The sequence below is a fragment of the Streptomyces sp. KPB2 genome, from assembly GCF_003950055.1.
Taxonomy (GTDB): domain Bacteria; phylum Actinomycetota; class Actinomycetes; order Streptomycetales; family Streptomycetaceae; genus Streptomyces; species Streptomyces salinarius.
The window spans coordinates 7,402,359-7,427,257 of record NZ_CP034353.1 but is presented as its reverse complement, the minus strand read 5'-3'; the positions used below and the strand labels follow the sequence as shown (position 1 = coordinate 7,427,257).

28 protein-coding genes are annotated in these 24,899 nt (G+C 72.4%); 16 read left to right on the top strand and 12 right to left on the bottom strand.

From position 1 onward, the window contains the following. Nucleotides 1-51: 51 nt before the first annotated feature. A complete protein-coding gene (locus D1J63_RS33590; protein WP_125634134.1) occupies nt 52-534 on the bottom strand; it encodes a VOC family protein in 483 nt (160 codons plus the stop codon). A gap of 216 nt (nt 535-750) precedes the next feature. Here D1J63_RS33590 and D1J63_RS33585 point away from each other — a divergent pair, with 216 nt between their 5' ends. Together D1J63_RS33585 and D1J63_RS33580 are read left to right on the top strand one after the other, a co-directional pair. Further along, entirely contained in the window at nt 751-1,404 is a 654-nt protein-coding gene (locus D1J63_RS33585; protein WP_031034445.1) for an ATP-dependent Clp protease proteolytic subunit, read from the top strand. 1 nt (nt 1,405) lies between these two features. Continuing rightward, entirely contained in the window at nt 1,406-2,008 is a 603-nt protein-coding gene (locus D1J63_RS33580) for an ATP-dependent Clp protease proteolytic subunit (RefSeq protein WP_061446291.1), read from the top strand. Between the two features lie 60 nt (nt 2,009-2,068). Here the strand turns inward: D1J63_RS33580 and D1J63_RS33575 are convergent, their stop codons facing one another. Further along, complete coding sequence (locus D1J63_RS33575; RefSeq protein ID WP_125634132.1) at nt 2,069-2,503, bottom strand: helix-turn-helix transcriptional regulator; 435 nt, start codon at nt 2,501-2,503, stop codon at nt 2,069-2,071. Nucleotides 2,504-2,730: 227 nt separating this feature from the next. On the opposite strand from D1J63_RS33575, the gene D1J63_RS33570 reads away from it, so the two are divergent. After that, nucleotides 2,731-3,585, top strand: coding sequence for an RNA polymerase sigma factor SigF (locus tag D1J63_RS33570; RefSeq protein WP_102932147.1), 855 nt, complete (start codon nt 2,731-2,733; stop codon nt 3,583-3,585). A gap of 28 nt (nt 3,586-3,613) precedes the next feature. On the opposite strand, the gene D1J63_RS33565 is transcribed toward D1J63_RS33570, so the two are convergent. Then, nucleotides 3,614-4,069, bottom strand: a complete 456-nt coding sequence (locus D1J63_RS33565) for an ATP-binding protein (protein WP_125634130.1) — start codon at nt 4,067-4,069, stop codon at nt 3,614-3,616. Between the two features lie 167 nt (nt 4,070-4,236). On the opposite strand from D1J63_RS33565, the gene D1J63_RS33560 reads away from it, so the two are divergent. From D1J63_RS33560 to D1J63_RS33550, 3 genes are all read left to right on the top strand, one after another. Next, nucleotides 4,237-4,821, top strand: a complete 585-nt coding sequence (locus D1J63_RS33560; protein WP_125634128.1) for a PRC-barrel domain-containing protein — start codon at nt 4,237-4,239, stop codon at nt 4,819-4,821. Next, nucleotides 4,818-5,237, top strand: a complete 420-nt coding sequence (locus D1J63_RS33555; protein ID WP_125634126.1) for a PRC-barrel domain-containing protein — start codon at nt 4,818-4,820, stop codon at nt 5,235-5,237. The genes D1J63_RS33560 and D1J63_RS33555 overlap by 4 nt, the downstream gene beginning before the upstream one ends. 189 nt (nt 5,238-5,426) lie before the next feature. Further along, nucleotides 5,427-6,710, top strand: a complete 1,284-nt coding sequence (locus D1J63_RS33550; protein ID WP_176156291.1) for a streptophobe family protein — start codon at nt 5,427-5,429, stop codon at nt 6,708-6,710. Nucleotides 6,711-6,736: 26 nt separating this feature from the next. Here D1J63_RS33550 and D1J63_RS33545 read toward each other — a convergent pair whose 3' ends face one another. After that, a complete protein-coding gene (locus tag D1J63_RS33545) occupies nt 6,737-7,147 on the bottom strand; it encodes a hypothetical protein (protein WP_102932151.1) in 411 nt (136 codons plus the stop codon). Nucleotides 7,148-7,462: 315 nt separating this feature from the next. Between D1J63_RS33545 and D1J63_RS33540 the strand changes: the two genes are divergently transcribed. Then, a complete protein-coding gene (locus tag D1J63_RS33540) occupies nt 7,463-7,843 on the top strand; it encodes a nuclear transport factor 2 family protein (protein WP_125634124.1) in 381 nt (126 codons plus the stop codon). Between the two features lie 87 nt (nt 7,844-7,930). Here D1J63_RS33540 and mgrA read toward each other — a convergent pair whose 3' ends face one another. Further along, nucleotides 7,931-8,923 (bottom strand): L-glyceraldehyde 3-phosphate reductase, encoded by a 993-nt coding sequence (mgrA, locus tag D1J63_RS33535; RefSeq protein WP_125634122.1) that lies wholly within the window; start codon nt 8,921-8,923, stop codon nt 7,931-7,933. A gap of 128 nt (nt 8,924-9,051) precedes the next feature. On the opposite strand from mgrA, the gene D1J63_RS33530 reads away from it, so the two are divergent. Beyond that, complete coding sequence (locus D1J63_RS33530; protein WP_125634120.1) at nt 9,052-9,936, top strand: LysR substrate-binding domain-containing protein; 885 nt, start codon at nt 9,052-9,054, stop codon at nt 9,934-9,936. 40 nt (nt 9,937-9,976) lie between these two features. After that, nucleotides 9,977-10,492 carry a DUF664 domain-containing protein gene (locus tag D1J63_RS33525; protein ID WP_125634118.1) on the top strand — a complete coding sequence of 172 codons (516 nt, stop codon included), beginning with the start codon at nt 9,977-9,979 and terminating at the stop codon, nt 10,490-10,492. On the opposite strand, the gene D1J63_RS33520 is transcribed toward D1J63_RS33525, so the two are convergent. The 4 genes from D1J63_RS33520 to D1J63_RS33505 form a co-directional block, all read right to left on the bottom strand. Beyond that, nucleotides 10,474-11,553, bottom strand: a complete 1,080-nt coding sequence (locus tag D1J63_RS33520; protein WP_125634116.1) for an adenosine deaminase — start codon at nt 11,551-11,553, stop codon at nt 10,474-10,476. The two genes, D1J63_RS33525 and D1J63_RS33520, sit on opposite strands and share 19 nt — an antisense overlap. A gap of 60 nt (nt 11,554-11,613) precedes the next feature. Continuing rightward, the gene (locus D1J63_RS33515) at nt 11,614-12,009 is read right to left on the bottom strand and encodes a VOC family protein (protein WP_125634114.1); all 396 of its coding nucleotides are present in this window, start codon (nt 12,007-12,009) and stop codon (nt 11,614-11,616) included. A gap of 99 nt (nt 12,010-12,108) precedes the next feature. Beyond that, a complete protein-coding gene (locus tag D1J63_RS33510; RefSeq protein WP_197923625.1) occupies nt 12,109-13,008 on the bottom strand; it encodes an aldo/keto reductase in 900 nt (299 codons plus the stop codon). Nucleotides 13,009-13,036: 28 nt separating this feature from the next. Next, entirely contained in the window at nt 13,037-13,930 is an 894-nt protein-coding gene (locus D1J63_RS33505; RefSeq protein ID WP_125634110.1) for a glycoside hydrolase family 19 protein, read from the bottom strand. Nucleotides 13,931-14,298: 368 nt separating this feature from the next. On the opposite strand from D1J63_RS33505, the gene D1J63_RS33500 reads away from it, so the two are divergent. Continuing rightward, the gene (locus D1J63_RS33500) at nt 14,299-14,742 is read left to right on the top strand and encodes an SPW repeat protein (protein ID WP_125634108.1); all 444 of its coding nucleotides are present in this window, start codon (nt 14,299-14,301) and stop codon (nt 14,740-14,742) included. Between the two features lie 211 nt (nt 14,743-14,953). Beyond that, on the top strand, nt 14,954-15,235 hold the full coding sequence (locus D1J63_RS33490; protein ID WP_102932160.1) for a GlsB/YeaQ/YmgE family stress response membrane protein: 282 nt from the start codon (nt 14,954-14,956) through the stop codon (nt 15,233-15,235). Nucleotides 15,236-15,238: 3 nt separating this feature from the next. On the opposite strand, the gene D1J63_RS33485 is transcribed toward D1J63_RS33490, so the two are convergent. After that, the gene (locus D1J63_RS33485) at nt 15,239-16,198 is read right to left on the bottom strand and encodes an NAD-dependent epimerase/dehydratase family protein (protein WP_125634106.1); all 960 of its coding nucleotides are present in this window, start codon (nt 16,196-16,198) and stop codon (nt 15,239-15,241) included. 140 nt (nt 16,199-16,338) lie between these two features. Between D1J63_RS33485 and D1J63_RS33480 the strand changes: the two genes are divergently transcribed. Continuing rightward, nucleotides 16,339-16,824: a nucleoside deaminase gene (locus D1J63_RS33480; RefSeq protein ID WP_125634104.1), complete on the top strand. Its 486-nt coding sequence runs from the start codon at nt 16,339-16,341 to the stop codon at nt 16,822-16,824. A 39-nt stretch (nt 16,825-16,863) separates the two neighbouring features. On the opposite strand, the gene D1J63_RS33475 is transcribed toward D1J63_RS33480, so the two are convergent. Next, complete coding sequence (locus D1J63_RS33475) at nt 16,864-17,592, bottom strand: chaplin (RefSeq protein ID WP_125634102.1); 729 nt, start codon at nt 17,590-17,592, stop codon at nt 16,864-16,866. A 233-nt stretch (nt 17,593-17,825) separates the two neighbouring features. On the opposite strand from D1J63_RS33475, the gene D1J63_RS33470 reads away from it, so the two are divergent. The 4 genes from D1J63_RS33470 to D1J63_RS33455 all read left to right on the top strand — a co-directional run bounded on the left by D1J63_RS33470 (nt 17,826) and on the right by D1J63_RS33455 (nt 23,347). Then, complete coding sequence (locus D1J63_RS33470; RefSeq protein WP_125634100.1) at nt 17,826-19,487, top strand: alpha/beta hydrolase; 1,662 nt, start codon at nt 17,826-17,828, stop codon at nt 19,485-19,487. Between the two features lie 52 nt (nt 19,488-19,539). Next, nucleotides 19,540-20,634, top strand: a complete 1,095-nt coding sequence (locus D1J63_RS33465; protein WP_125634098.1) for a chemotaxis protein — start codon at nt 19,540-19,542, stop codon at nt 20,632-20,634. Nucleotides 20,635-20,756: 122 nt separating this feature from the next. Further along, nucleotides 20,757-21,776 carry a Gfo/Idh/MocA family oxidoreductase gene (locus D1J63_RS33460; RefSeq protein ID WP_125634096.1) on the top strand — a complete coding sequence of 340 codons (1,020 nt, stop codon included), beginning with the start codon at nt 20,757-20,759 and terminating at the stop codon, nt 21,774-21,776. Nucleotides 21,777-22,048: 272 nt separating this feature from the next. Then, nucleotides 22,049-23,347 carry a PAS domain-containing protein gene (locus D1J63_RS33455; protein WP_125634094.1) on the top strand — a complete coding sequence of 433 codons (1,299 nt, stop codon included), beginning with the start codon at nt 22,049-22,051 and terminating at the stop codon, nt 23,345-23,347. Here D1J63_RS33455 and D1J63_RS33450 read toward each other — a convergent pair. Next, on the bottom strand, nt 23,344-24,852 hold the full coding sequence (locus D1J63_RS33450) for a hypothetical protein (RefSeq protein WP_125634092.1): 1,509 nt from the start codon (nt 24,850-24,852) through the stop codon (nt 23,344-23,346). The two genes, D1J63_RS33455 and D1J63_RS33450, sit on opposite strands and share 4 nt — an antisense overlap. Between the last annotated feature and the right edge of the window lie 47 nt (nt 24,853-24,899).

The window sequence follows — 24,899 nt, the reverse complement described above, 5'->3', positions numbered from 1 at the left end:
GTCTGCCGCCTCCTCAGCGAACGTGGGTGTGGGTCGGGTGCGGGCGAGTGGTCACTCCCCGGCGTACGCCTGTTCCAGCGCGGCGATGTCGAGCTTGCGCATCGACATCATGGCCTTGTTGGCGCGGGCCACCTTGGCGGGGTCGGGGTCGCGGAACATCTCCTCGAGCCGGCGCGGGACGACCTGCCAGGACACGCCGAACCGGTCCTTGAGCCAGCCGCAGGGGCCGTCCTCTCCGCCGCCCTCGGTGAGCGCGGTCCAGTAGTGGTCGACCTCGTCCTGGTCCTCGCAGGTGATCTGGAAGGAGATCGCCTCGTTGAACTTGAACTGCGGGCCGCCGTTGAGGCCCACGAACTTCTGGCCGTTGGCGGTGAACTCGACGGTGAGCACCGAGCCGGCGGGCTGCGGCGCTCCCTCGGGATAGCGGGTGACGGCGCCGATGCCGGAGTTCTTGAAGACGGAGACGTAGAAGTGCGCGGCGTCCTCGGCGTCGCCGTCGAACCACAGGCACGTGGTGAACCCGTCGGTGCTCATGACTACCTCCTGGGGGCGGAACACGGTCACCAGTACCGACCGGTGCGGACCGCCGGACTCATCGCTCTGCCCGTGGCGAATCTGCCGCGGGCAGAGAAATGCCCGGCGGGGGCCGCGGCGGGCCGACAGTGGAGGAACCGCGGTGCCGTCGGCCGCGCACCGCTCCCCCACCACTACCACCCCTCACGACTGGCTACGACTCGACAAGGAGTGCCGATGTCTCCACTCATCGCAGGCCCCGCCCCCGCCGCACCGCCCAGGGCCGAGGACGGCGACACCCCCGCGACCCGTTTCGACGACCGGCTCGCCGAGCAGTTGCTGGACCAGCGGATCGTGCTGCTGGGCACCCAGGTGGACGAGGTCTCCGCGAACCGGGTCTGCGCCCAGCTGCTGATCCTGTCCGCGCAGGATCCGCGCACCGACATCAGCCTGTACGTCAACAGCCCCGGCGGCTCCGTGCACGCGGGGCTCGCCATCTACGACACCATGCGGCTGATCCCCAACGACGTCTCGACGCTCGCCATGGGGTTCGCCGCCAGCATGGGGCAGTTCCTGCTGAGCGTGGGCACGGCGGGCAAGCGCTACGCCCTGCCGAACGCGCGGATCATGATGCACCAGCCGTCGGCGGGCATCGGCGGCACCACGGCGGACATCGAGATCCAGGCGGACAACCTGGAGTTCACCAAGCGGACGATCGAGCGGATCACCGCCGAGCACACCGGGCAGAGCCCGGAGACCATCTCCCGGGACGGCGACCGCGACCGCTGGTTCACGGCCGAGGAGGCCAGGGAGTACGGAATGGTGGACCGGGTCGTGCAGTCCCTCGCGGACGTGCGCCCGGCCGCCACCCGGCGACGGATGGGGCTGTGACATGGGGAGCTACACGATTCCGAACGTCGTCGAGCGGACCCCGCAGGGCGAGCGGTCCTACGACGTGTTCAGCCGGCTCCTGTCGGAGCGGATCATCTTCCTGGGGACCGAGATCGACGACGGCGTGGCCAACGTCGTGATCGCGCAGCTCCTGCATCTGGAGTCGTCGGCCCCGGAGAGCGAGATCGCGATCTACATCAACTCCCCCGGCGGCTCGTTCACGTCGCTGATGGCGATCTACGACACGATGACCTTCGTGCAGGCGCCGATCTCGACGTTCTGCGTCGGGCAGGCGGCGTCCACGGCGGCGGTGCTGCTGGCGGGCGGGGACCCCGGGCGGCGGTTCGTCCTGGAGCACGCCCGGGTGCTGCTGGGGCAGCCGGCCAGCGGCGGCCGGCAGGGCACGGTCTCCGACCTGGCGCTCCAGGCCAAGGAGATGGTGCGGATCCGCTCCCAGGTGGAGGAGGTACTGGCCCGCCACACCCGGCACGACGTGGCGACGCTGCGCGCGGACATGGACCGCGACAAGGTGTTCACCGCCGAGGACGCGGTGGCGTACGGACTGGCCGACGAGGTGCTCGTCCGGCGCCTGGCGCGGGTGTGAGCGCACGGGCCGGTGCCCCGCTCCGGGCGGGGCGCCCGGCCCGTGCGCGTCCGCGCGCTCTCAGGCGGCCAGGCACATCCCGTCGAACCGTGCGCCGGACGCCGGCGTGGACCGGCGCGCTCCCGCGCCGGTGTGCCGGGAGGTGAGGCGGACCAGCTCGCCCTGGGCGCGGGCCAGCAGGTCGCCGAGGCCCAGTCCGAGGGCTCCGGCGGCGGCCGCCAGCACCTCCGAGGACGCCTCCTTGCGGCCACGCTCCACTTCCGACAGATAGGGCATGGAGATCCGGGCGGCTTCCGCGACCTCCTTCAGGGTGCGCTCCTGGTCGAGGCGTTCCCGCCGCAGGACGTCCCCGACCAGGTCCCGCCACAGGGGCTCGCGCACGGTGGGCGGCCTTCGCTCCGGGGGCACCGGTGGGGCGGCGGGACGGGCCCCCGGGCGCGCGGCCTGCGGGCGCAGCGGAATGACGCGGGCTTCGTTCGGCACGTGGCTGGTCACCTCCTCAGCCTAGGGTTCCGGACGGATCACGGAAGGGGGCGACGTTCCGCCCTCAGGGAAATCCGGTGCCCTCGGGATTCCCGGCTCCCCGGAGCGTCCCGGATGGCCGTGGACCGTCGGCGGGACTACGCTCGACAGAAACGGGGGCATGAGTCGTCGCGACCCGGGTACCCGCAAGCGCGAAAAGCCTAGGGAGACGTCGAACCGTGACTTTCGTGGGAGAGGCAATGGAGACCGCCGTGGTCCGGCCGGAAACACAGGACGCCGTGGACACCCGCACCGTGGATCCCCGTACCGTGGCGCCGCGCGACGCGCGGCAGCTGTCCCGCCAGTTCTTCCGGCGCCTGACGGAACTCGAAGAGGGCACGCACGAATACCAGTACGCGCGCAACACGCTCATCGAGATGAACATGTCGCTCGTGCGGTTCGCCGCGGGCCGCTTCCGCGGTCGCGGGGACGACATGGAGGACATCGTCCAGACCGGCATGATCGGCCTGATCAAGGCGATCGACCGCTTCGAGCTGTCGCGCGAGGTCGAGTTCACATCCTTCGCGCTGCCGTACATCGTCGGCGAGATCAAGCGCTTCTTCCGTGACACGACCTGGGCGGTGCACGTGCCTCGGCGTCTTCAGGAGCTGCGCGTGGAGCTGGCCAGGGCCCGCGAGGAGCTCTCCTCCCGCCTGGACCGCGAACCCACGGTGGCCGAACTCGCCACGCTGATGAACATCGGCGAGAACGAGGTGATCGAGGGCCAGATCGCGTCCAACGGCTACAACTCCTCCTCGCTGGACGCCGCGCTGACCGGGGACGGCCCCGAGAACGGCGAGTCGGTCCTCGCCGACTTCATCGGCGTGGAGGAGGACGGCCTGCGGCTCGTGGAGGACTTCCACTCGCTGGCCCCGCTGATGGCGGAGCTGAGCGAGCGCGACCGGCAGATCATCCACCTGCGGTTCGTGGAGGAGGCCACGCAGGCGGAGATCGGCGAGCGGCTCGGCTGCTCGCAGATGCACGTGTCCCGGCTGATCAAGCGGATCATCACCAGGCTGCGCGAGGGAATGCTGGGCGAGCTCGGCTGCGCCTGAGCCCCGGCCCTTCCAGCGACGGTGCCCTTCACCCTTCGGTGAGGGGCACCACGGCGCGTACGCGCTTGCCGACCGGGACGCGTTCGACGTCGACCGTCTCCACCAGGGCGTGCACGATCTCCAATCCGTGCCGTCCGATGCGCTCGGGGTCCCGGGGGAAGCGCTCCGGCACCGCTCCGCTGCTGTCGTAGACGGTCACCGCCACCGAGGCGCCCGTGCCCTCCAGCTCCAGGATGTACGGCCCTTTGCTGTGCCGGTCGGCGTTGGTGACCAGCTCGCTCACCACGAGGAGCACCGCGCCGTCGGCGCGGGGACCGATGGTGGCGCACCACTCGGTCCTGAGCTGGTCGAGGAAGAGCGAGGCGAAGGAACGTGCCTGCGCTATGCATCCCGGCTCACCGGAGTAGTGCGCCGCCCGCCTCAGCGGTTCAACGGGTACGTCGAAACCAGTCGGTATCACTGCCCCGTCCAGATACTCGGTCATGCGTTTCTCTCTCGGACGCCGGACTGGCCGGACTCTGCTGCACCTGTCCTCGTACCCCGAGCCGCGCATCGCAGTCCCCGTCTCTTCGCAGTGCGGGCATCGTCACAGTCGTGCGGGGAACCCGTGAGTGCGAGAAGGGTGTGCGAGCGGGTGGGGAAGGGTGTGCGATGAACGAACTGATGGCCGCACGAAGCCTCACCACCCGGCCGGTGGTCACCCTCGGCGGCGATGCCGTCGCCCATGTCAAGGACACCGTATGCGACGCCGCCGCGGGCCGGATCACCGGTTTCACCCTGACCGGACGGGGCCTGCTGTCCGGCCCGCTCAAGGAGGGCCTGCCGTGGCAGGCGGTGTACGCGCTGGGCCACGACGCGGTGATGATCCGGGACCGGCGCGGCCTGGTGAACGCGGCGGCGATGACGGCGCACCAGCAGAACCTGCGGGCCCGGTTGCTGGGGGCCAGGGTGCTGACCGAGGCGGGGAGGGAGATCGGTACGGTGCTCGACGTCGTCGTGGAGGGCGGCACCGGTGGACGGGTCGTCGGCTTCCGGGTGGCGGCCAGCCGGCGGTTCGTGCCCGGGTCCACCCGGCACCGGAGCCGGGTGTACGTGCCGCGCGGCGAGACGCTCACGGTGAACGGCCGTGCCCTGGTCCTGCCCGACGACGCCGTCCGGCACGTCGCGGACGACCTGCCCGGCTTCACCGCCCTGGTCGGCGGTGTGCCCGGCCCCTGGAAGGGCTCGCTGCCGTGATGCTGTTCACCGAGGTGCGCGGGCTGCCGGTGCTGGTGCCGGACGGCGGCGGACCGCTCGGCACCGTGACGTCCCTGACCGTCGACGTCCGGTCCGGTTCGGTCAGTCGTGTCCGGTTCCGCGACGGCAGGTTCGGCCGGGAGAAAGAGGTCTCCTGGGACACGGTGGAGACCGTCGGACCGGGCGCCGTCCGCCTCCGGTCCGCCGCCGACCCCGAGCCGGCGCCGTCGTCCCACCACGAGCTGCTGGGCCACCGGGTCCTCGTCGACACGGGCACCGAGCACGGCACGGTGCTGGACGTCGCGTTCGACACCCGGACCGCCCGCCTCCTCGCGCTCTTCACCACCCGCGGCGAACTGCCGGCCGGCCGGCTGCTCGGCCTCGGCGACTACGCCCTGGTCGTGCGGGCGGACTGAAACCTCGGCCGGTCCAGGACGGCGGCCGATCCAGGACAGCGGCCGATCCAGCACGGCGGCCGATCCATGACGGTCCGTACGCCGCCGACAGGGGCCGTCTCCCGGCGCGGACGGCCCTGTCGGCGGGCGGGCCCGGCGGGCGCTGCTTAGCGTGGCAGCGTGAGTCCGCACCCCCCGTCCGTGCCCCCCGTGCCGCCCGTACCTCCCACGTCTCCCGGACCGTCCGGCCGGGCGGTCGCCCGTCACGGCTGGGCGCAGGCCCTGGGCACGGTGCTGGCCGGGCTGGTCGCCATGGGGGTCGTGGCCGCGCTCGGGCTGTGGGCGGCCGGTGCCGCGGACCTGCCCGACAACGCCTTTCCCCGGGTCGTCGTGGCGACCGTCGTCACCGCCGTGGGCGGCGCCCTGGAGTTGTCCGGCGACGCGGGCGAGCTGGCCGCCACCGACGCGGGGCTGACCGTGATGCCGCTGTCCGTCACCCTGACCGGCGCGCTGGTGATCGCCTGGGGCTTCCTGCGGCCGCTGCGCCGTCGGGCCGTGACCGGCGTCCCGGAACTGGCCGGCTGGGCCGCGCGGATCGCCGTCCTGTGGCTGCTCGCCCTCCTCGGGACGGCGTTCGCCGCGCGGCAGACCTTCGAGGTCTCCCTCGGGGAGGGCCTGCTGAGCGACCTCGGCGACCTGTTCGGCATCACCCCGACGGTCGGTTTCACCACCGACGTACCGCTGACCGTCCTCTTCGGGCTGCTGTGGCTGGCGGGAGTGCTCGTCCTCGCCCTGCTGGTCTCCCCCGGGGCGCCGCTGCCCGGAAGGCTGCTGCGGCTGCGGACGTCGGTGCGGCCGGCCGCCTACGCGATGGTCGCGCTGCTGCTCGCGTACGTGGTCGTCGGCGTCGTGGTCGCCCTGGTCACCGCCGGGACACGGGGCCATCCCGCGGACACCTTCGCCGTCCTGCTGCTCGGGCTGCCGAACCTGGCCTGGCCCGCGCTCACGATCGGCCTCGGAGCGACCTGGAACGGGCGGGTGGAGGGGCCGTTCGGGCTTCCGATGCCGCACGTGCTCGACGAGGTGCTGCGCACGCCCGACGTCTCGACCGTGAACGTGGGGACGCTCGCCGAGCAGGATGGGCGGATGTGGTGGCTCCTGGTCGCCGCGGCGGTGCTGATCCTGGCGGCCGGGTTCCTCATGGCGTCCCGTTCCCCGGCGGAGGTGCCGGCCTGGCTGCTCGCCGTGCACATGGCGATCGCGCTGGGGCTCACGGTGCTCATGATCGGCCTGGTCGGCCGGATCTCCGCCCACTACGGGCTGTCGGTGATCGGCATCGGCGACCTGAGCGGCGGGCTGGCCGGGAAGCTGTTCCTGCGGCCGCGTCTGTGGGGCGCGGTCGGTCTCGGGCTGCTGTGGGGGCTGGTCGCCGGGTTCCTGGGCGCGCTGCTGGCACGGTGGGTGCGCGGACGGTCCGGCCGGGCCGGGTCCTGAAGCGTGGCGGTGCGGCGTCGCGGAGGTCAGGCGACGGGGACGACCAGGAGCGGGGCGGCCCGCTGCATGCGCAGCGCGTCCACGGACTCGGCCATCAGCTCGTACTCGGTGGTCTCGTCGCTGGTCGCGACGCGCACCAGATGCCCTGCGGCCAACTCGTCGGCGACCAGCTCCTGTTGTACGTCGTCGGCGCACCAGGTGCGCAGCATGCGCGGCACGTCGGGCGCGTCGTCGGCGACGGGAGTCAGGGCGCCGCGCGGTAAGTGGGGGGTGTCGGGCTGCGGATCCAGCCGCTGGGCGATCCACGACGCCCGGTCCCGCAGCCACCACAGGGCCAGGGCGAGGGTGGGCGCCCGGTAGGTGCCCAGGGGGACACCGATGCGCCGGCCGTCGCAGACACCGTAGGCCGTGACATGGCACAGGAACTCGTCGTGCACTGCTGCCCTCCCCCGTCACCCAGCGCGCCTGCCGGTCCGGCATGACGTCCGTGCGGCTCGTGTGCTGTGCGTGAGGGCGCTGTCGCGTGGTGTGAGAGGCCCTAGTGGTGAGTATGTTCACGACTGAACCACTGTCACCATGAATTTCCGGCCAGTCTCCTGGCATATTCACGGCGCTGTTTGGCCGAAATGGCGCGCCGACGCCATGACTTGGGGGGTAATCGACGCCGCCCCGCGGGGGCGGCAGGGTGGTCGCACCGGGTCACCGGGACCCGGTCCCGGCCGGCACACCCACCCCATTGGAGGCTGATCGCCATGTCCGCACCCACCCGTCGCTACGAGGACGCCGTCGCCCGCTACTTCGAGGCCTGGAACGCGGCCCCGGACGCGGTGGCCAAGGCGGTCGCCGCTGCCTGGGCCAAGGACGGGGGCTACACCGACCCGCTGGCCGACGTGCGCGGCCACGCGCAGATCGCGGCCGTGGTGGCGGCGGCGCACGAGCAGTTTCCCGGCTTCACCTTCCGGCTGTCGGGCGCCGTCGACGGGCACCACGACACGGCGCGGTTCTCCTGGGAGCTGGTGAGCGAGGCCGACGGTTCGGCGCCGGTCGCCGGCTTCGACGTGATCACGCTGGACGGCGAGAACCGCATCCGGTCGGTGTTCGGCTTCCTGGACCGGGTGCCCGGGGGAGCGTGAGGAGGCCGGGACGCACACGCCCGCGAGCCGGGTCCGGAGGCGGCGCCACCGCCTCCCGGCCCGGCTCGCATCCGTTCGAGCGGTCCCTCAGCCCTTGACGATCTTGTCGATGCGGGCCAGTTCGTCGGCGTCGAAGTCGAGGTTGCCGACGGCCGCGACGCTGTCCTCCAGCTGCCGCGGGCTGCTCGCGCCGACCAGGGCGGAGGTCACCCTGCCCTGCCGCAGCACCCAGGCCAGGGCCATCTGGGCCAGCGACTGTCCGCGGGACCCGGCGATCTCGTGCAGGGTGCGCAGCTTGCCGACCAGTTCCTCGGTGACCGCGTCGGAGTTGAGGAACGGGCTGTCGCTCGCGGCCCGCGAGTCCTCCGGGATGCCGTTGAGGTAGCGGCCGGTCAGCAGACCCTGCTCCAGCGGAGAGTAGGCGATGGAGCCGACCTGCAGTTCGTCGAGGGCGTCCAGCAGTCCGCCGGTCTCGGGGCGGCGGTCGAGCATGGAGTAGCGCGGCTGGTGGATCAGCAGCGGGGTTCCCAGTTCGGCGAGGATGCGGGCGGCCTCGCGGGTCTGCTCCGCCGAGTAGTTGGAGACGCCGACATAGAGCGCCTTGCCCTGCTGCACCGCCGTGTGCAGGGCGCCCATCGTCTCCTCCAGGGGAGTGTCCGGGTCGGGGCGGTGCGAGTAGAAGATGTCGACGTACTCCAGGCCCATCCGGGACAGGCTCTGGTCCAGGGACGACAGCAGGTACTTGCGCGAGCCCCACTCGCCGTACGGGCCGGGCCACATCAGGTAGCCGGCCTTGGTGGAGATCACCAGCTCGTCGCGGTAGGCCGCGAAGTCGGCCCGCAGGGCGTCGCCGAGCGCGGACTCGGCCGAGCCGGGGGGCGGGCCGTAGTTGTTGGCGAGGTCGAAGTGGGTGACGCCGAGGTCGAAGGCGCGGCGCAGGATGGCGCGCTGGGTCTCGACGGGGCGGTCCGGGCCGAAGTTGTGCCACAGGCCGAGCGAGAGCGCGGGGAGCTTCAGGCCGCTGCGTCCGGTGCGCCGGTAGGGCATCTCCGCGTAGCGGTCGGGGTGTGCGGTGTACAACGCGACTCCAGAGGGGTTGGCCCCCGAGGGACGGGGCTTGGGCGGAACCGTCCCCCACTCTCCCGTGACCTGCGGGCAGTGGTCCAACAGAAGAATCCGATGGGATTGCGCGGTTACGCTTCTCAATCATGGAACTGCGTCATCTCCAGCACTTCGTGGCGGTCGCCGAGGACCAGCACTTCACCCGGGCGGCGGAACGGCTGCTGGTGTCCCAGTCCGGGCTGTCGGCGTCGATCCGGGCGCTGGAGCGCGAGCTGCGGGCGCCGCTGTTCGTGCGTACGACCCGCCGGGTGACGCTGACGGAGGCGGGGCGGGCGCTGCTGGTCGAGGCGGAGCGGATCCTCGCGCAGGTGCGGTCGGCGCACGAGGCGGTCGCCGCGGTGCAGGGGGTGCTGCGCGGGACGCTGTCGCTGGGGGCCGAGCAGTGCATCGCCGGGGTGCCGGTGGCGGGGCTGCTGGCCGGCTTCCGGCGGCGCCATCCGGACGTGGAGATCCGGCTGCGGCAGGCGGGCTCCGGGGAGCTGGCGGAGGAGGTCACGGCGGGGCGGCTCGACCTGGCCTTCGCCTACCGCACCCAGGCGGACACGGACCAGCTGCGGTCGGTCTCGCTGGCGGGCGAGCCGATGACCGTGCTGTGCCACCCCGACCACCGGCTCGTGGCCGACGGCGCGGTGCTGACCCCGCACGACCTGGCCGACGAGGTCTTCGTCGACTTCCACCCGGACTGGGGTCCGCGCCGCGTCACGGACGCCGTCTTCGCCGCGGCGGGCGTCCGGCGGACCGTACCGCTGGAGGTGAACGACGTGCACGGGCTGCTCGACCTGATCGACGAGAACCTCGGCATCGCGGTCGTCCCGCGTCACTTCCGGCACAAGCGCGCCGCGCTGACCTCGCTCCCGCTCAAGGACGCGGACGGGACGGAGTACGAGACCGTCGCGCTGCTGCCGCCCGCGCAGGCCACCAGCCCGGCGGCGCGGGCACTGATGGAGCTGTTGGACGCGGGAAGTGTGTGAACGGGGCGCGCGGACGGGCCGACTGCGCGATGGTGGACGTATGCATGCGAAGGACATCCTCATCGAGGGCCACGGCCGCATCCGGGAAGAAGTCCACGCCGCCGTCGAGGGCCTGGACCCGGACGGCCTGAACGCCCGCCCCACCGCCGACGCCAACTCCGTCGCCTGGCTGGTCTGGCATCTCACCCGCGTACAGGACAACCACGTCGCCGACGCCTTCGGGCTCGACCAGGTGTGGCTCACCGGGGAGTGGGAGAAGCGGTTCGGCCTCGACCTCCCCCGCCGGACCACCGGGTACGGTCACGGTTCCGCCGAGGTCGCGAAGGTCCGGGTCGACTCCGGCGACCTGCTGACCGGCTACTACGACGCCGTGCACGAGCAGACGCTCACGGCCCTGCGCTCCCTGACCTCGAAGGACCTGGAGCGGGTGGTCGACGACAGCTGGGATCCGCCGGTCACCCTGGCGGTGCGGCTGGTCAGCGTCCTGTCCGACGATCTCCAGCACGTCGGACAGGCCGCCTATGTGCGCGGGCTCGTTCAGAGCGCGGACGCGTAGCCCGGGAGGACCACGTCCTCGATGAGGGCCTTGCGCTCGTCGAACGGGACGAAGGCGCTCTTGAGGGCGTTCACGGTCACCGTGCGCAGGTCCTCGACGCTCCAGCCCGCCTGCTCGACCAGCAGGGACATCTCGCGCGTCATCGTCGTCCCCGAGACCAGGCGGTTGTCGGTGTTGAGGGTGACGCGGAAGCCGAGGTCCTTCAGCGCGGTGATCGGGTGCTCGGCGATCGAGGTCGCGGCGCCGGTCTGGAGGTTGGAGGTCGGGCACATCTCCAGGGCGATCCGGCGGTCGCGCACCCAGGCGGCGAGCCGGCCGAGCTTGCCGGCGGCGAGGTCGGGGATGTCGTCGGTGATGCGGACGCCGTGGCCGATGCGCTGGGCGCCGCACACCTGGAGGGCCTGGTGGATGCTGGGCAGCCCGTGCGCCTCGCCGGCGTGGATGGTGAAGGGCACGTTCTCGCGGCGCAGGTGCTCGAAGGCGTCGAGGTGGTCGGCGGGCGGGAAGCCGTCCTCGGCGCCGGCGATGTCGAAGCCGACGACACCGGCGTCCCGGAAGGCGACGGCGAGGTCGGCGGCCTCCCGGACCCGGTCGAACATCCGCATGCCGCAGAGCAGGGTGCCGACCCGGACGGGCGTTCCGGCGGCGGCGGCCTTGGCCATGCCGGTGGCTAGCCCCTCCTGGACGGTCTCCACGACCTCCGCCATCGACAGCCCGCCCGCGGTGTTCAGCTCGGGGGCGTAGCGGACCTCGCCGTAGACGACGCCGTCGGCGGCGAGGTCGAGGACGTACTCCTCGGCGGCGCGCAGCAGGCCCTCGCGGTTCTGCAGCACGGCGAGGGTGTGCTCGAAGGTGGCGATGTAGCGCACCAGGTCACCGGAGTTGGCGGCCTCGTAGTACCAGGCGGCCAGCTCGTCGGGGTCGGTGGTGGGCAGGGTGTGTCCGACGCTCTCCGCCAGCTCGACGACGGTGGCGGGACGGAGGCCGCCGTCGAGGTGGTCGTGGAGGACCGCCTTGGGGAGGCGTCGGAGGGTCTCGGCGTCTATGCGCGTAGATGACATGTGCGGTGGTTCCTCGGCGGTTCAGTGCGTGGATGCGGGGACGGGTTCGGGCGGGGACGATCAGGGGGCGGCGGGCTGGAGCAGGTCCCAGCGGTTGCCGTACAGGTCCTGGAAGACGGCAACCGAGCCGTAGGGCTCGTGACGGGACTCCTCCAGGAAGGTCACGCCGGCCGCGGTCATGCGGGCGTGGTCGCGGGCGAAGTCGTCGGTGTACAGGAAGAAGCCGACGCGCCCGCCCGTCTGGTCGCCCACCCGGGCACGCTGGGCCTCGCCCTTGGCGCGGGCCAGCAGCAGGGCGGTGCCCGCGCCCGGGTCGCCGGGTTCGACGACGACCCAGCGGGAGCCGTCGGGCCGGGGCGTGTCCTCGGCGAGGCGGAAACCGAGGGCCTCGGTGTAGAAGCGGATCGCCTCGTCGTAGTCGTCGACGACGAGGGCGACCAGGGCGATGCGACTCATCGGCACCTTCCGGGACGGGCGATTGACGGGAGAGGTTATACGTAAAACCCACCGGACGCCAAGTCCCCGCCCGCGGGACCGGGCCGGTGCGGCGGAGGGTCAGCCCGTACGCGCTCCGTCGAGCCGCGCCAGTTCCTCGTCGGTGAGGCGCAGGGCGCCCGCGGCGACGTTCTCGGCGAGGTGTTCCGGGTCGCCGGTGCCGGGGATGGCGAGGACGTGGGGACCCTGGTGCAGGGTCCAGGCGATCCGCACCTGGGCGGGGCTCGCACCGTGGGCGGCGGCGACCGCGCGGACCTCCTCCTCGTGCGCCGCACCCGCGCCCCGCGGACCGGCCTCGCCCGCGATGGCGTAGAAGGGGACGAAGGCGATGCCCTGGGCGCCGCACTGGGCGAGGAGCGCGTCGGTGGCGGGGTCGTGGAAGCCCAGTCCGTACCGGTTCTGGACGCTCACCACCGGTGCGACGGCCTGCGCCTCGGCGAGGTGCCGTGGCTCCACGTCGGAGAGGCCGAGGTGGCGGATCAGGCCGGCCTCGCGCAGCTCGGCCAGGGCGCCGAAGTGCTCGGCGATCGAGTCCTGGCGCATGCGGCGCAGGTAGACGACGTCGAGGTGGTCGCGGCCGAGCTGGCGCAGGTTCTCCTCGACGTGGGCGCGCAGGTCCTCGGGGCGGGCGGAGGTGCCCCACTCCCCCGACCAGTCGCGGTAGGGCCCGACCTTGGTGGCGACGACCAGGTCGTCGGCGTAGGGCGCGAGCGCGGTGTTGATCAGTTCGTTGGCGGAGCGCAGGGAGGAGAAGTAGAAGGCGGCGGTGTCGATGTGGTTCACGCCGAGTTCGACCGCCCGGCGCAGGACGGCGAGGGAGCGCTCGCGGTCGCTCGGGGTGCCGAGGTGGAAGGCGGCACTGCCCGTCAGCCGCATCGCGCCGAAGCCGACGCGGCGGACGGGCAGGTCGCCGAGGCGGAAGGTGCCCGCGGACTCCGCGGTGATCGTTTCCGAGGTCATCGGCGGAGTTTCGCACACCGGGGGTGGGTCAGCAGTACAGGTTTCCGCCCGGGGAGACGCCGAGGATCTGGGCGAACTGCTGGTACTTGGTGACCCGGCTCTGGACCTGCGCGGGGTTCTTGCCGTCGCACTCCAGCGAGCCGTTGATGGAGCGGATGGTCTGGCCGAAGCCGGCGCCGTTGACCATCGCGTTGTGCGGGGTCATGGTGCCGGGCCCGGACTGGGTGTTCCAGTACCACAGGCCGGTCTTCCAGGCGACGGCCGCGTCGTTCTGCACCAGCCAGGGGTTGCCCAGCAGGTCGATGCCGAGCGCGTCGCCCGCGGCCTTGTAGTTGAAGTTCCAGCTGAGCTGGATCGGACCGCGCCCGTAGTAGGCGGCCTGGCCGGCCGGGCAGCCGTAGGGCTGGTTCCAGTCGCAGTAGTGGGGGTAGTTGGCGGTGTTCTGCTCGACGATGTGCACCAGGCCGCCGGTCTCGTGGCTGACGTTGGCGAGGAAGGCCGCGGCCTCCTGCTTCTTGGTGGTGTCGCTGCCGGTGTTGGCGAAGCCGGGGTAGGCGCTGAGCGCGGCGGTGAGGCCGCTGTAGGTGTAGAAGGAGTTCCGGTTCGGGAACATCTGGTTGAACTGGGCCTCGCTGACGACGAAGTTGCCGACCGGCGTCTGCGATCCGCCGCCGTCGCAGGCGTACGGGTCCCAGTACCAGGTGCTGATGAGCGGGTCGTAGCCCGGGTTGGCGTGCTCGGCGATGTAGGCCTTGCCGTCGGTGTAGCGGACGACGTCGCCCGCGTTGTAGTTCGCGTCGGCCGACCAGGCGGGGTAGCTCGAACACGCGGCGGCGGAAGCCTCGCCCGCGGGCATGAGCAACGGCACTGCGCCGGCGAGGGCGAGAGTGGTCACCAGTGCGGATATACGGCGCCTCGACACAGGTTGTCTCCTTCTGCGGAGCACGGCCGCTCCTGTACCGGGGCAGGGCGGAGCGGAACCTGGTGCGCACGTGCCGGCCGGGCCGGCCACGGCGTGGGGGCGGCCGTGGAGGGGGGTGTGGAGGCACACTCAACCGCTTTGGTCTGTACCAGTCAAGGGTGTAGACCAGTCCAACTCCGCCGACCGGGACGCCCGGTCGACCTCCGCGCGGTGATCACCCGACCGGAACGGACCACCGGGCACCGAACATCCAGCACGAGGCCGCCGGCACTACACATAAGGGAGAAGTAAGAGCAGAATGGACTTATGCGGCGCTACCGCACACCGCACCAGAAGCGGATGGCCCTGCAATTCGAAGGAGGCGACTTATGGCCAACGTCTCGCACCCCCGTGGTGACATCACCAGCCACCCGGATGCCCCGGAAATGCAAGCGCGCTACGCGCGCATGCTCGGTGGTCGTGACGTGGCACTCGTGGACGGGCCGGTGTTCCTGCTCGGCCTCTACTGTGCCGTGTCCCCGTGGATACTCCACTTCACCACCAGCCAGCCGCCACTCGTGGCCCACAATCTGATCGTGGGCATCGCCATTGGCCTGCTGGCCCTCGGATTCACCCGCGCCCCGGAGCGCATGTACGGCCTGAGCTGGGCCATGTGCGCGATCGGCGTCTGGATGATCATCTCGCCATGGATCGTCGGCTCGAACCCGGACGCCGGCGTCATCTGGAACAACGTGGTCATCGGCGCACTGGCCGTGATCCTGGGCATGGTCTGCGCCGGTACGGCGGCGCGGAGCGCCCCCCGCAGGCACTAGACGCACCGGAAGGAGACGGCACGGGCCGGTCCCGCCACAGGCGGACCGGCCCGTCGCTCTCGCCCCGGCACCCAGCCCTCCGGCTCCCCGCCCGTCCCGGCCCCCTGCGACTGCCGTCCGTCGGGCCCCCGCGCGTCCGGCCGCCGGCGGACTGCATCCGCCCGCAGCGGGCAGACGCACCGGTGCGGGGCCTTGACCAAAAGGGGTGGAGATGGAGATCGACGGAATAATCAGTGCCATCGTCATCGGTGTCGTCATCGGCGTACTGGGCCGGCTCGTCGTTCCGGGGCGGCAGCGCATCGGTGTGCTGTGGACGATTCTCGTCGGCATCGTCGCCGCGTTCATCGGATCGTGGATCGCGTCGGCGTTCGACGTGGCCGACACCGACGGCGTCGACTGGGTCGAGTGGCTCATCCAGATCGGCCTGGCCGCGGTCGGCGTGGCCGCGCTGGACCGGTCCCGGCCCCGGTCGGGCCGTCGGGGCAGGGCCTGACGGTCACCGGCTGCGGAGCCACGCCTCGTACCAGGCGACGGTCGCGTCCACGGTGTCCTCGAGCGGCGTCGGGGCGACCCCGAAGAACCGCTCGAAGGCACTGGAGTCCATGATCTGCGGCTCCGTGTGCTGGTAGAACATCTCCTCGTACTCGGCCATCATCCGCGCGTCGAACGGGCCGAAGGGGCGGGGCCGTTCGAGCACCACGACGTTGAGCGGACGGCCCACCCGCCTCTCCACCATCGCGTGGATCTCGCGCGTGCCGACGGCGGGTGCGGTCGGCAGGTGCCACACGCGGCCGTCGCCGTCGGGACGCTCACCGAGCGTGGCGAGGCCGGCCGCCACGTCGGCTATGGCCGTGTAGCTGTGCGGCAGATCGATGTCGCCCATGGCCACGACGTCCCCTCCGGTGAGCGCTCCGGGGAACACGGCCGCCCCCAGTGAGGAGTTGAGGACGCCGGGCCCGACGAAGTCGGCGCTGCGCCCGAGGACCACGCGGGCGCGGCCGGACCGGTGGGCGGCGAGATAGCGCTCGTCCAGCTCGGCGCGCATCCGGCCCTTCCTGCTGGTCGCCTTCCAGGGGCTCTCCTCGGTCATCACCGCTCCCCCGGTCTCGCCGTACGGGTAGAGCGTGTCGAGCACGACCAGCCGGGCGCCGCTCGCCCCGACGGCGGCCAGGACGGCCTCCTGGACCCGGGGCATCACCTCGACCTGCAGGTGATAGGCGACGTTGACGCAGTGGTACACGACGGCGGCGTCACGCACGGCGGCCACGGCGCCCTCGACCGTGCTCACGTCGGCGGCGAACCGCTCGACGCCGTCGATCTCGGGACCCGCGGCCCTGCGGTCCACCAGCCGGACGGGGTGCCCCCTGCGCACCAGCTCACGAGCGAGCGCGGTGCCGGCGGGGCCGGACCCCAGGACGGTGTGCGGGGCCTGCGGCTGCGGGGTTGCGGTGGACATGGCGCTCCTCTGCCTCGACGGGCTATTGCCACTCTCTTTCGTTAGAAACTCTAACGCCAGCGATGGGCGATAGCAAGAGACGTCGGATCGCGGAGACATAGGCTGGGTGGAAACGATCACGTCACGAGGAGGACCGCACCATGGTCGTGAAGGACGCCGAGCTGCCCCACCTGCGCCGTTGCGTGGAACTGGCGGCCGAGGCGCTGGAGGCCGGGGACGAGCCGTTCGGGTCGGTGCTGGTGGGCGGGGACGGCACGGTGCTGGCCGAGGACCGCAACCAGGTGGCCTCCGGCGACCGCACCCGTCACCCGGAGTTCGCGCTCGCGCGCTGGTCCGCCGCCCGGCTGAGCCCCGAGGAGCGGGCCGCGGCCACCGTGTACACGTCCGGCGAGCACTGCCCGATGTGCGCCGCCGCCCATGCGTGGGTGGGCCTGGGGCGCATCGTGTACGTCGCTTCTTCGGAGCAACTGACGGCGTGGCTCACGGAGTTGAGTGTCCCGGCGCCTCCGGTGCTGCCGCTCCCGGTGCGGGAGGTGGCGCCCGGCGTGATCGTGGAGGGCCCGGTGCCGCAACTCACGGAGGAGATCCACGCCCTGCACCGGCGGTTCCACACGGGACGTGTCTGACCCGGGGCGCCCGGCCCGGGGGCGCCCCGATCGGCGGGCTCAGCCCTTGGCGCCCGGACGGAAGCGCCGGTGGAGGGCGGTTCCGCCCAGCACGAGTGCGGCGGCACCGGCGAGGGCCGGCAGGGTCGCGTCCGCCCCGGTGTGGGCGAGGGAGACCTGTTCCCGCGGCGGGGCGGCGTGCGGGGGCGCTTCGGGCCCGGCGCGCTCCTCCTCGGGGGCGGACGGCTCGGGCCGGGCCGGGGGCCGTGCGGGCTCCGGGTGGTCGCCGGAGTCGTTCACCGACTCGTTGCCTACGGCCGGGTTGCCGATGCCGACCACGTTGACGCTGTTGCCGCTGACGTTGACCGGGAGGTGCACCGGCAGCTGCACGCCGTTGCCGGAGAGCACGCCCGGCGAATCCTGTGCGCTTCCCTCGGCCACCGCGCCGCCCGACGCGCCGCCGGAGGCGCTCCCGGACGTGGCGTCCGAGGTGTCCGGCGCGTGGTCCGCCGCGCCCGAGCGCGGCGCCTGCTTCTCCCCGGTGTTGGCGCAGCCGTTGCCCGCGGCCGGGTTGAGGAGCCCCACCACGTTCACCGTGTTGCCGCACACGTCGACCGGCACGTCCACCGGGAGCTGTACGGTGTTGCCGGAGATCAGCCCGGGGGAGCCGGCCGCGGATCCGTCGGCGCCGGCGCCGTCGGACGCGAACGCCGCGTACGCCGGCATCGCCACGGCGAGCGCGCCTGACGCGGCGACGGCGAACACACCGTTTCGGGTAACCCTTCTCATGAGGTTCCCTGCCTTCCAGACATGGTCGCGGGCGTTCGCCCGCACCGGTTAAACCGCGGGCGCACCATCCGAGTTATGGCTTATCGGTCTTTCACCCCATCGAGTGGGCGGTTCATCGAACAAGCGGTGTCCCGACCGGTGTCCCGTCGCCCGGAGGCGCCGGGTGCGAAGCCCGCTTATGGTGAGCGAGGGCGCCGGCCACCGGTCCGCGACGGGGCGCCCGGGAGGCATCGATGCAGGCCAAGCTGGAGACTCGGCGTTCGGTCCGGCGCTGCGCGGTCACCGGAGCGCTCGGCCTGGCCCTGCTGGGCACGGGACTGCCCACCGCGAACGAGGCGAACGCCGCGATCCTGGTCGACTCACCGGCCGTGCGGGACGCCGGATCCGGTCTGTCCCGGTTCTACGACCAGAGGATCAAGTGGTCGGCGTGCGACGGCACGGAGATGCCTAAGGACCTGCAGTGCGGCAAGGTCACCGTCCCCGTCGACTACGCGCGCCCCAAGGGAAGGACCCTCGACATCGCCCTCGCCCGCTACCGGGCGACCGGCGACTCCCGGGGCTCCGTCCTGCTGAACTTCGGCGGCCCCGGCGGTTCCGGCGTCAACGAACTCGCCGTCGGCGGCAAGGAGTTCATGCACCTCACCAACGGCTACGACGTCGTGACCTTCGATCCGCGCGGCGTCGGCCGCTCGTCGCCGGTCTCCTGCGGACCGGCCACCCTGAAGATCATGGAGGCGACGGACACCGACGAGGGAACGGCCGAGCCGGAGGAGGCGCTGGACCGGCTGCGGGACGCGGCGGCCGAATGCGTCAAGTACTCCGGCCCCGTGCTGCCCCACATAGGCACGGTCGACGCCGCGCGCGACATGGACGTGATGCGCGGGGCGCTCGGCGACGACCGGCTCAACTACCTGGGCTTCTCCTACGGGACGCGGCTGGGGGCGGTGTACGCGGCCCAGTTCCCGGACAAGGTCGGCCGGATGGTGCTCGACGGCGTGGACACGCTGACGGAACCGCTGACCGAGCAGGGGCTGGCCGGCGCACGGGGGCAGCAGACCGCGCTGGACAACTTCCTCGACTGGTGCGTCGAGGACGTCGCCTGCCCGTTCGGCCAGGACGCCCGCAGCGCCCGGGACCAGGTCGTGCGGCTGGTCGGCTCCCTCGACTCCGACCCGGTGCCGTCGGCGTTCGGCGAGCCGTTCACCGGGCAGGACATGGTCGGCGCGATCGGTCAGGCGCTGTACAGCCGGGAGCTGTGGCCCTCGCTGGAGCGGGCGCTCGCGCAGTTGCTGGAGGCCGGTGACACCGGCGGCCTGGAGAGCTTCTCGTCCGGCGGCGTCACCTTCCCGGTCCGCACATCGGGACACGCACCGGTCCGCGCACCCGCCCCGCAGGACAAGGGCGGCGCCGGACTCACCGACGAGGAGGACGTCCCCATGGACAACCTCCCGGCCGCCCTGATGGCGATCAACTGCGCGGACGACCCCGACCGCCCCACGGCCGCCCAGGTCACCGCGTCCCTCGGACGACTGCGCGCCCGGTACGAGGAGGCCTCGCCGGTCTTCGGCCGGTACCGGCTCACCCAGGTGCTCATGTGCTACGGCCGGCCCAAGGGCACGGACTACATCCGGGACGAGGTGAAGGACCTCGACACCGCGAAGATGCTGCTGGTCGGCACCCGCGGCGACCCGGCCACGCCGTACCGCTGGACGACGGAGACGGCCGACCGGCTCGGCCCCTCCGCCGTCGTCCTGGACAACCGGGGCGAGGGCCACACCGGCTACGCGTCCTCCGAGTGCGTGCACCGCAAGGTCGACGACTTCCTGCTGTACGACTCCCTGCCGCCCGACGGCAGCTCCTGCGGACCCGAGTCCGCCGCCGAGGGGTCGCACTGATCGGCGGCCCGCTCCGAATGCCCGATATGCCCATGCGGCCTATCGTGCTGACATGGAGCACGATCTGAGTCCCGCCACCCTCGCCGAGCTGCGGCGCCCCCGCCCGTACCCGGCCGTGTCCGTCCTGACGCCGACGCATCGCCGTGAACCGGACAACGCCCAGGACCGGGTCCGGCTGCGCAACGCGGTCGCCGCCGCCAAGAAGCAACTGGAGGAGGATCCGTCGGTCAGCCGCGACCGCCGCGCGGAGGTGTCCCGCGAACTCGACCGGGCCATGGCCGAGGTCGACCTGACGTACGCCGAGGACGGTCTGGCCATCTTCGCCGCCCCCGGCGAGCACCAGGTCTGGACCCTGAGCCGTTCCGTCCCCGAGCGGGTGGTCCTCTCGGACACCTTCCTGACCCGCAACCTCGTCGCCGCGCAGGCCGCCGAGCGGCCGTTCTGGGTCCTGTCGGTCGCCGCCGACCGCGTCAAGCTCTGGAGCGGCGGCGCGGGCCGGGTCGTGGAGGAGCACCTCGGCGGCTTCCCGATGGACCGGCCCGCGGAGGACTTCGACCCCGAGCGCCAGGAGCGGATCGGCGACGCGCCGAGCACGTTCCGGGACGAGGGCACCCGCAGGTTCCTGCGCGACGCCGACGCGGCGATGGACAAGGTGCTGCGCACGCACCCCCGGCCGTTGTACATCACGGGCCCCGAACCGGCCCTCTCCCTGTTCGACGAGGCGGGCGCACTCGCCGCACACTCGGTGCTCGTCCCGCACGGCGGGCTGGCGCACGGCAGCGCCGAGGCGGTGTGGCAGGCGGTGCGGCCGGTGCTCGAGGACGAGGCGCGCGGAGCGGTCCGGGCGGTGGCCAGGGAACTGGACGCGGCTCGCGGCCGCAAGGACTTCGCGGCCGGGGTCGACGAGTTGTGGGAGAGCGCCCACACGGGCCGCGTCCGGCTGCTGGCCGTGGAGGAGAACTTCAAGGTGACGATGCGCGACGACGGCGAGCACCTGCTCCCTGCCGAGGACGGCGATCTCGACGCCCGCGGGGACATCGTGGACGAGATCGTCGAGCAGTGCCTGGAGACGGGCGCCGAGGTGCGCTTCGTGCCGGACGGCACCCTCGGGGACGTGGACGGCATCGCGGGGGTGCTGCGGTACTGACGTCCGCCGCCGCATCCGGGAACCGGCCCTCCCGCGGCTCTTGACGGGCGTGAAAGCCTGTTCGCCGTACACGTACCCGCTGCTCGCGGGTGTGCGGCGGACGGCGAAGGAGCGGGTGCGGCGTGAGTGAACTTCTGGGCGTGGCGGTCCTGGGCGCGGGCCACATGGGCGCCGACCACGTACGACGACTCGACCGGGTGGTGAGCGGCGCCCGGGTCGCCGCGGTGGCGGACCCCGACGCCGAGCGGGCGAAGGAGGCCGTGGGCGGCATCGACGGGGTCGTCGTGCACACGGAGGCCGAGGCCGCGCTGGACGCGCCGGGCGTCGAGGCCGTCCTGATCGCCTCGCCCGGCGAGGCGCACGAGGAGGCGCTGCGGGCCTCCTTCGCGCGGGGACTGCCGGTCCTGTGCGAGAAGCCGATGGTGCCGGACTCCGCGGGCGCGCTGCGGGTGGTGGAGGCCGAGGCGCGCCTGGGCAGGAGGCTGGCGCAGATCGGGTTCATGCGGCGGTACGACGCCGAGTACGTGCGGCTCAAGTCCCTCCTGGACGGCGGGCGGCTGGGCCGGCCGCTGATGCTGCACTGCGTGCACCGCAACGTCTCCTCTCCGCCGCACTTCACCTCGGCGATGCTGATCAACAGTTCCGTCTCGCACGAGATCGACGCGGCCCGCTGGCTGCTCGGCCAGGAGATCGGCGCGGTCACGGTGCTGCGTCCGCGCCCGTCGGCCGGTGCGCCGGGCGGCCTGCTCGATCCTCAGTTCGTGCTCTTCGAGACCGAGGGCGGCGCCGTGGTGGACGTGGAGATCTTCGTCAATTGCGGCTTCGGCTACGAGGTGCGGTGCGAGGCCGTCTGCGAGGCGGGCAGCGCCCGGATCGGCCAGGCGCACACCATGGTGGTGACGGCGGCCGGCGACGCGCGGGAGGAGGTGCCGCAGGACTACCTGGTGCGGTTCGCGGACGCATACGACCGCGAGGTGCAGAGCTGGGTGGACGCCACCCGGCGGGGCCAGGTCACCGGGCCCAGCGCCTGGGACGGTTACGCGGCCGCCGCGGTCGCCGAGGCTGGGGTGGAGGCCCTGGAGACGGGAGCGCGCACGCCCGTCGACCTGGCGCCCCGCCCGGCCCTCCACACTCCGACATAGAACACGGGTCCGTCGAACTCCGGGGCGACGATGCTCCCGGGCCCGAGCCTTCCTCAAGTCCCGTAGCGGGTCTACGACTTGCGCCCGGACCCGGGCATGCCGAATACGTAGGCGCGTCACTCCGGGAAGACTGTGGCATATGCCGGAAGCACCACCGTATCGTGTGTTGCCAAATCACTTACGGGGCGTGGCGGGCTGTGCAACAGTCATAACGGTCCTTCCGCCAGCCTCGGTTCCGCCTTGGTCGTACCGTCAGCACATCGGAGTGCGTCATGTCGTCCCATCTCTCCGCGGACCACCCGGCCGCCCAGCCACCGGAGAACGACTCGGTCGAGGCGCTCATATCGCAGGCGCGGCGGCTGCGGGGCGACGTGGACGCGGTGCGGCGGGACAGCCAGGAGGACGCGGCCGACGCCCGGGGACGCTGGCAGCGCGCCCTGTACGATCTGGCGCTGCACCAACTCACGGACCTCGACGCGCACTTGGCCCAGTTGCGGGACGGCCCGGCACCCGCACCGCGCCCCGGTTCGCTGCTCAGCCGGGTCGGCAGCGCGGAGTGGAACCTGCTGACCGACGAGGCCGAGTGGTCCGGGGAACTCTTCCACATCCTGGGCCGCGACCCCGCGTCCGTCCCGCTGAGCCTGGACGAACTCCCCTCCCTGGTCCTGGCCGAGGACCGCCCGAAACTGACCGCGATGGTCACGGACTGCCTCGTCGACGCCCGCCCCATCGACGGCGAGTTCCGCGTCGTGCACCCCGACGGTGCCGTACGCACCGTGCACATGATGGGCGAACCCGTCCTCGACGCCGACGGCAGCACCGCGTCGATGTGGGCGGTACTGCGGGACGTCAGCGAACTCCGCCGCAGCCAACGGGCGGTGAGCGAGACCCGTGACTCGCTCCGGCACCCTCCGCCGCCGCCCTGGCACGGGCTCCTGCGGTTCCCCGACGAGGGGCGGCCCGGACTGGACCTGGCCGCCGCCCACTTCCCGTCCGCATCGGCGGTGGCCCCGCGGTCCCGGTACGGGGGCTGGTACGACGCGTGTCCGCTCGGCGCCGACGGCGAAACGCTCCTCACCGTGGGCGACTTCGAGCACCCGGGGGCCGAGGCGCACGGTCCCGCGGTGGTCATCGGCGCCCTGCGCGGCCTGGCGCTGGCCGGCGTCCGACCGGCGGGGCTCGGGGACCGGCTCGGCGCATGGGGCGGGGCGACCGCCCTGCCGCCGGTGCGCGCCGGCGTGTACTGCGGCTACCGGCCGCTCACCCGCACCCTGACGTGCGCCCACACCCGAGGCCCCGCCCCGCTGCTGTTCCGCGGCGGGACGGGGCGTGAGCTGCCCGGGCAGGACGGGCCGTCCGGGCAGGCCGAGGCGCCCCTCGAAGCGGGCGACCTGCTGCTCCTGCGCACCGAGGCACTCGAGCCGGACGCCGTGGAGCGCCTCCTCTCGCTGGCCCCCCGCCTCACCGGGGCGGACTCGGCACGGGACGCCGTACGGATCGTGACGCGTGAACTCGGTGAATCGCCGGGACGCCGGGACGTCTGCGTCCTGGTGGCCCGGGTGACGCCCTAGGCGGGCGCGACGGTGCCGTCCGGTCCCTTCCCCCTCGGCGACCTGGCCTTGGGCAGTGCCAGTTTGATCTCCTCGCGCAGCTCCTGGATCTTCGGATAACCGGCGTACTCGGCGGTGAGCCGGTACATCTGGCGCAGCCGGTCCCAGGTGCGCTGGGAGGAGTTGGACCCCATCGAGACCAGGGCGAGGCGGGCGTACCGATCCGCCTGTTCGGGGTCGTCGGCGATGAAGCAGGCGGAGGCCATCGACAGATAGTCGAAGATCTTCGACCGCTGCCGGCCGTCGATCCTCAGGGCCAGGGCCTTGTCCGCGTAGTGCTGTGCGTGCGCGGCGGCCCCCGGCTCGAACTCGGCGAGCGTCCGGTAGGCCAGGGCCTGCATGCCGTACAGGTCCTCCTCCTTGAAGGTCTGCATCCAGTCCGGGGGCGGTACGTCCGCCTTGTCGGAGACGAAGAGGTCCTCGGCCCGTCCCAGGGTGCGGCGCATCGCCTGGCCCTTGCCCATGGAGGCCTGCGCCCAGGCCTCGATGGTGTAGAGCATGGCCTTGGTGCGCGGCAGCACCTGCTCGCCGGAGCCGGACTGGGCGAGCTTCATGAGGTCGAGGGCCTCGTCGGGCTTGCCCAGGTGCACCATCTGACGGGCCGCCCGGGACAGGGCCTCGCCCGCCCGGGGCCGGTCGCCGCCCTCGCGCGCGGCGTGCGCGGCGATGACGAAGTACTTCTGGGCCGTGGGTTCCAGGCCGACGTCGTGCGACATCCAGCCCGCGAGGACGGCGAGGTTGGCGGCGACGCCCCACAGGCGCCGCTGGAGATGGGGTGGGTGGTGGTAGGCGAGCATGCCGCCCACCTCGTTGAGCTGGCCCACCACGGCCTTGCGCTGGAGGCCGCCGCCGCGGGCGGCGTCCCAGGCGCGGAACACCTCGACCGAGCGCTCCAGTTCCTCCACTTCCTGCGACCCGATGGGGGCGGCCTCGTAGCGGTCGAACCCGGCGGGGTCGGCGTGCAGGGGTTGGTGAGGGTCGGGGGCGTCGGCCGCGAGGGCCGGGTCGGTGTGCAGCCAGTCGTGCATGGCGCTGCTGAGTGCGGAGCCCGCGGCGAGCGCGGCGCCCGCGCCCACCAAGCCGCGTCGGTTGAGCATGAGGTCCATTCCCGTGAATTCGGTGAGGACCGCCGCAGTCCGCTCGGGCGCCCACGGCACACCGTCGGGATGCTCTTCACTCCCGCCCTGTGGCCGTTTCCCCGCACGCCCGTGCCGGACCAGACCGAGGTCCTCGATGGTCACGACACGGCCGAGACGCTCGGTGAACAGAGCTGCCAGCACCCGCGGCACCGGATCGCGCGGGATCTCTCCCATGTCGATCCACCGCCGCACCCGCGAGGTGTCGGTCGCCAGCTGGGGGTGGCCCATGGCCGCCGCCTGCCGGTTGACCAGCCTCGCGAGTTCGCCCTTGGACCAGCCGGCCAGGCCGAACAGGTCCGACAGACGGGTGTTGGGTTCTTTGCTCACGTCAAGCCCCCAGGTTCTCGGCTGAGTTGACAGTAGCCCCGTGCGGG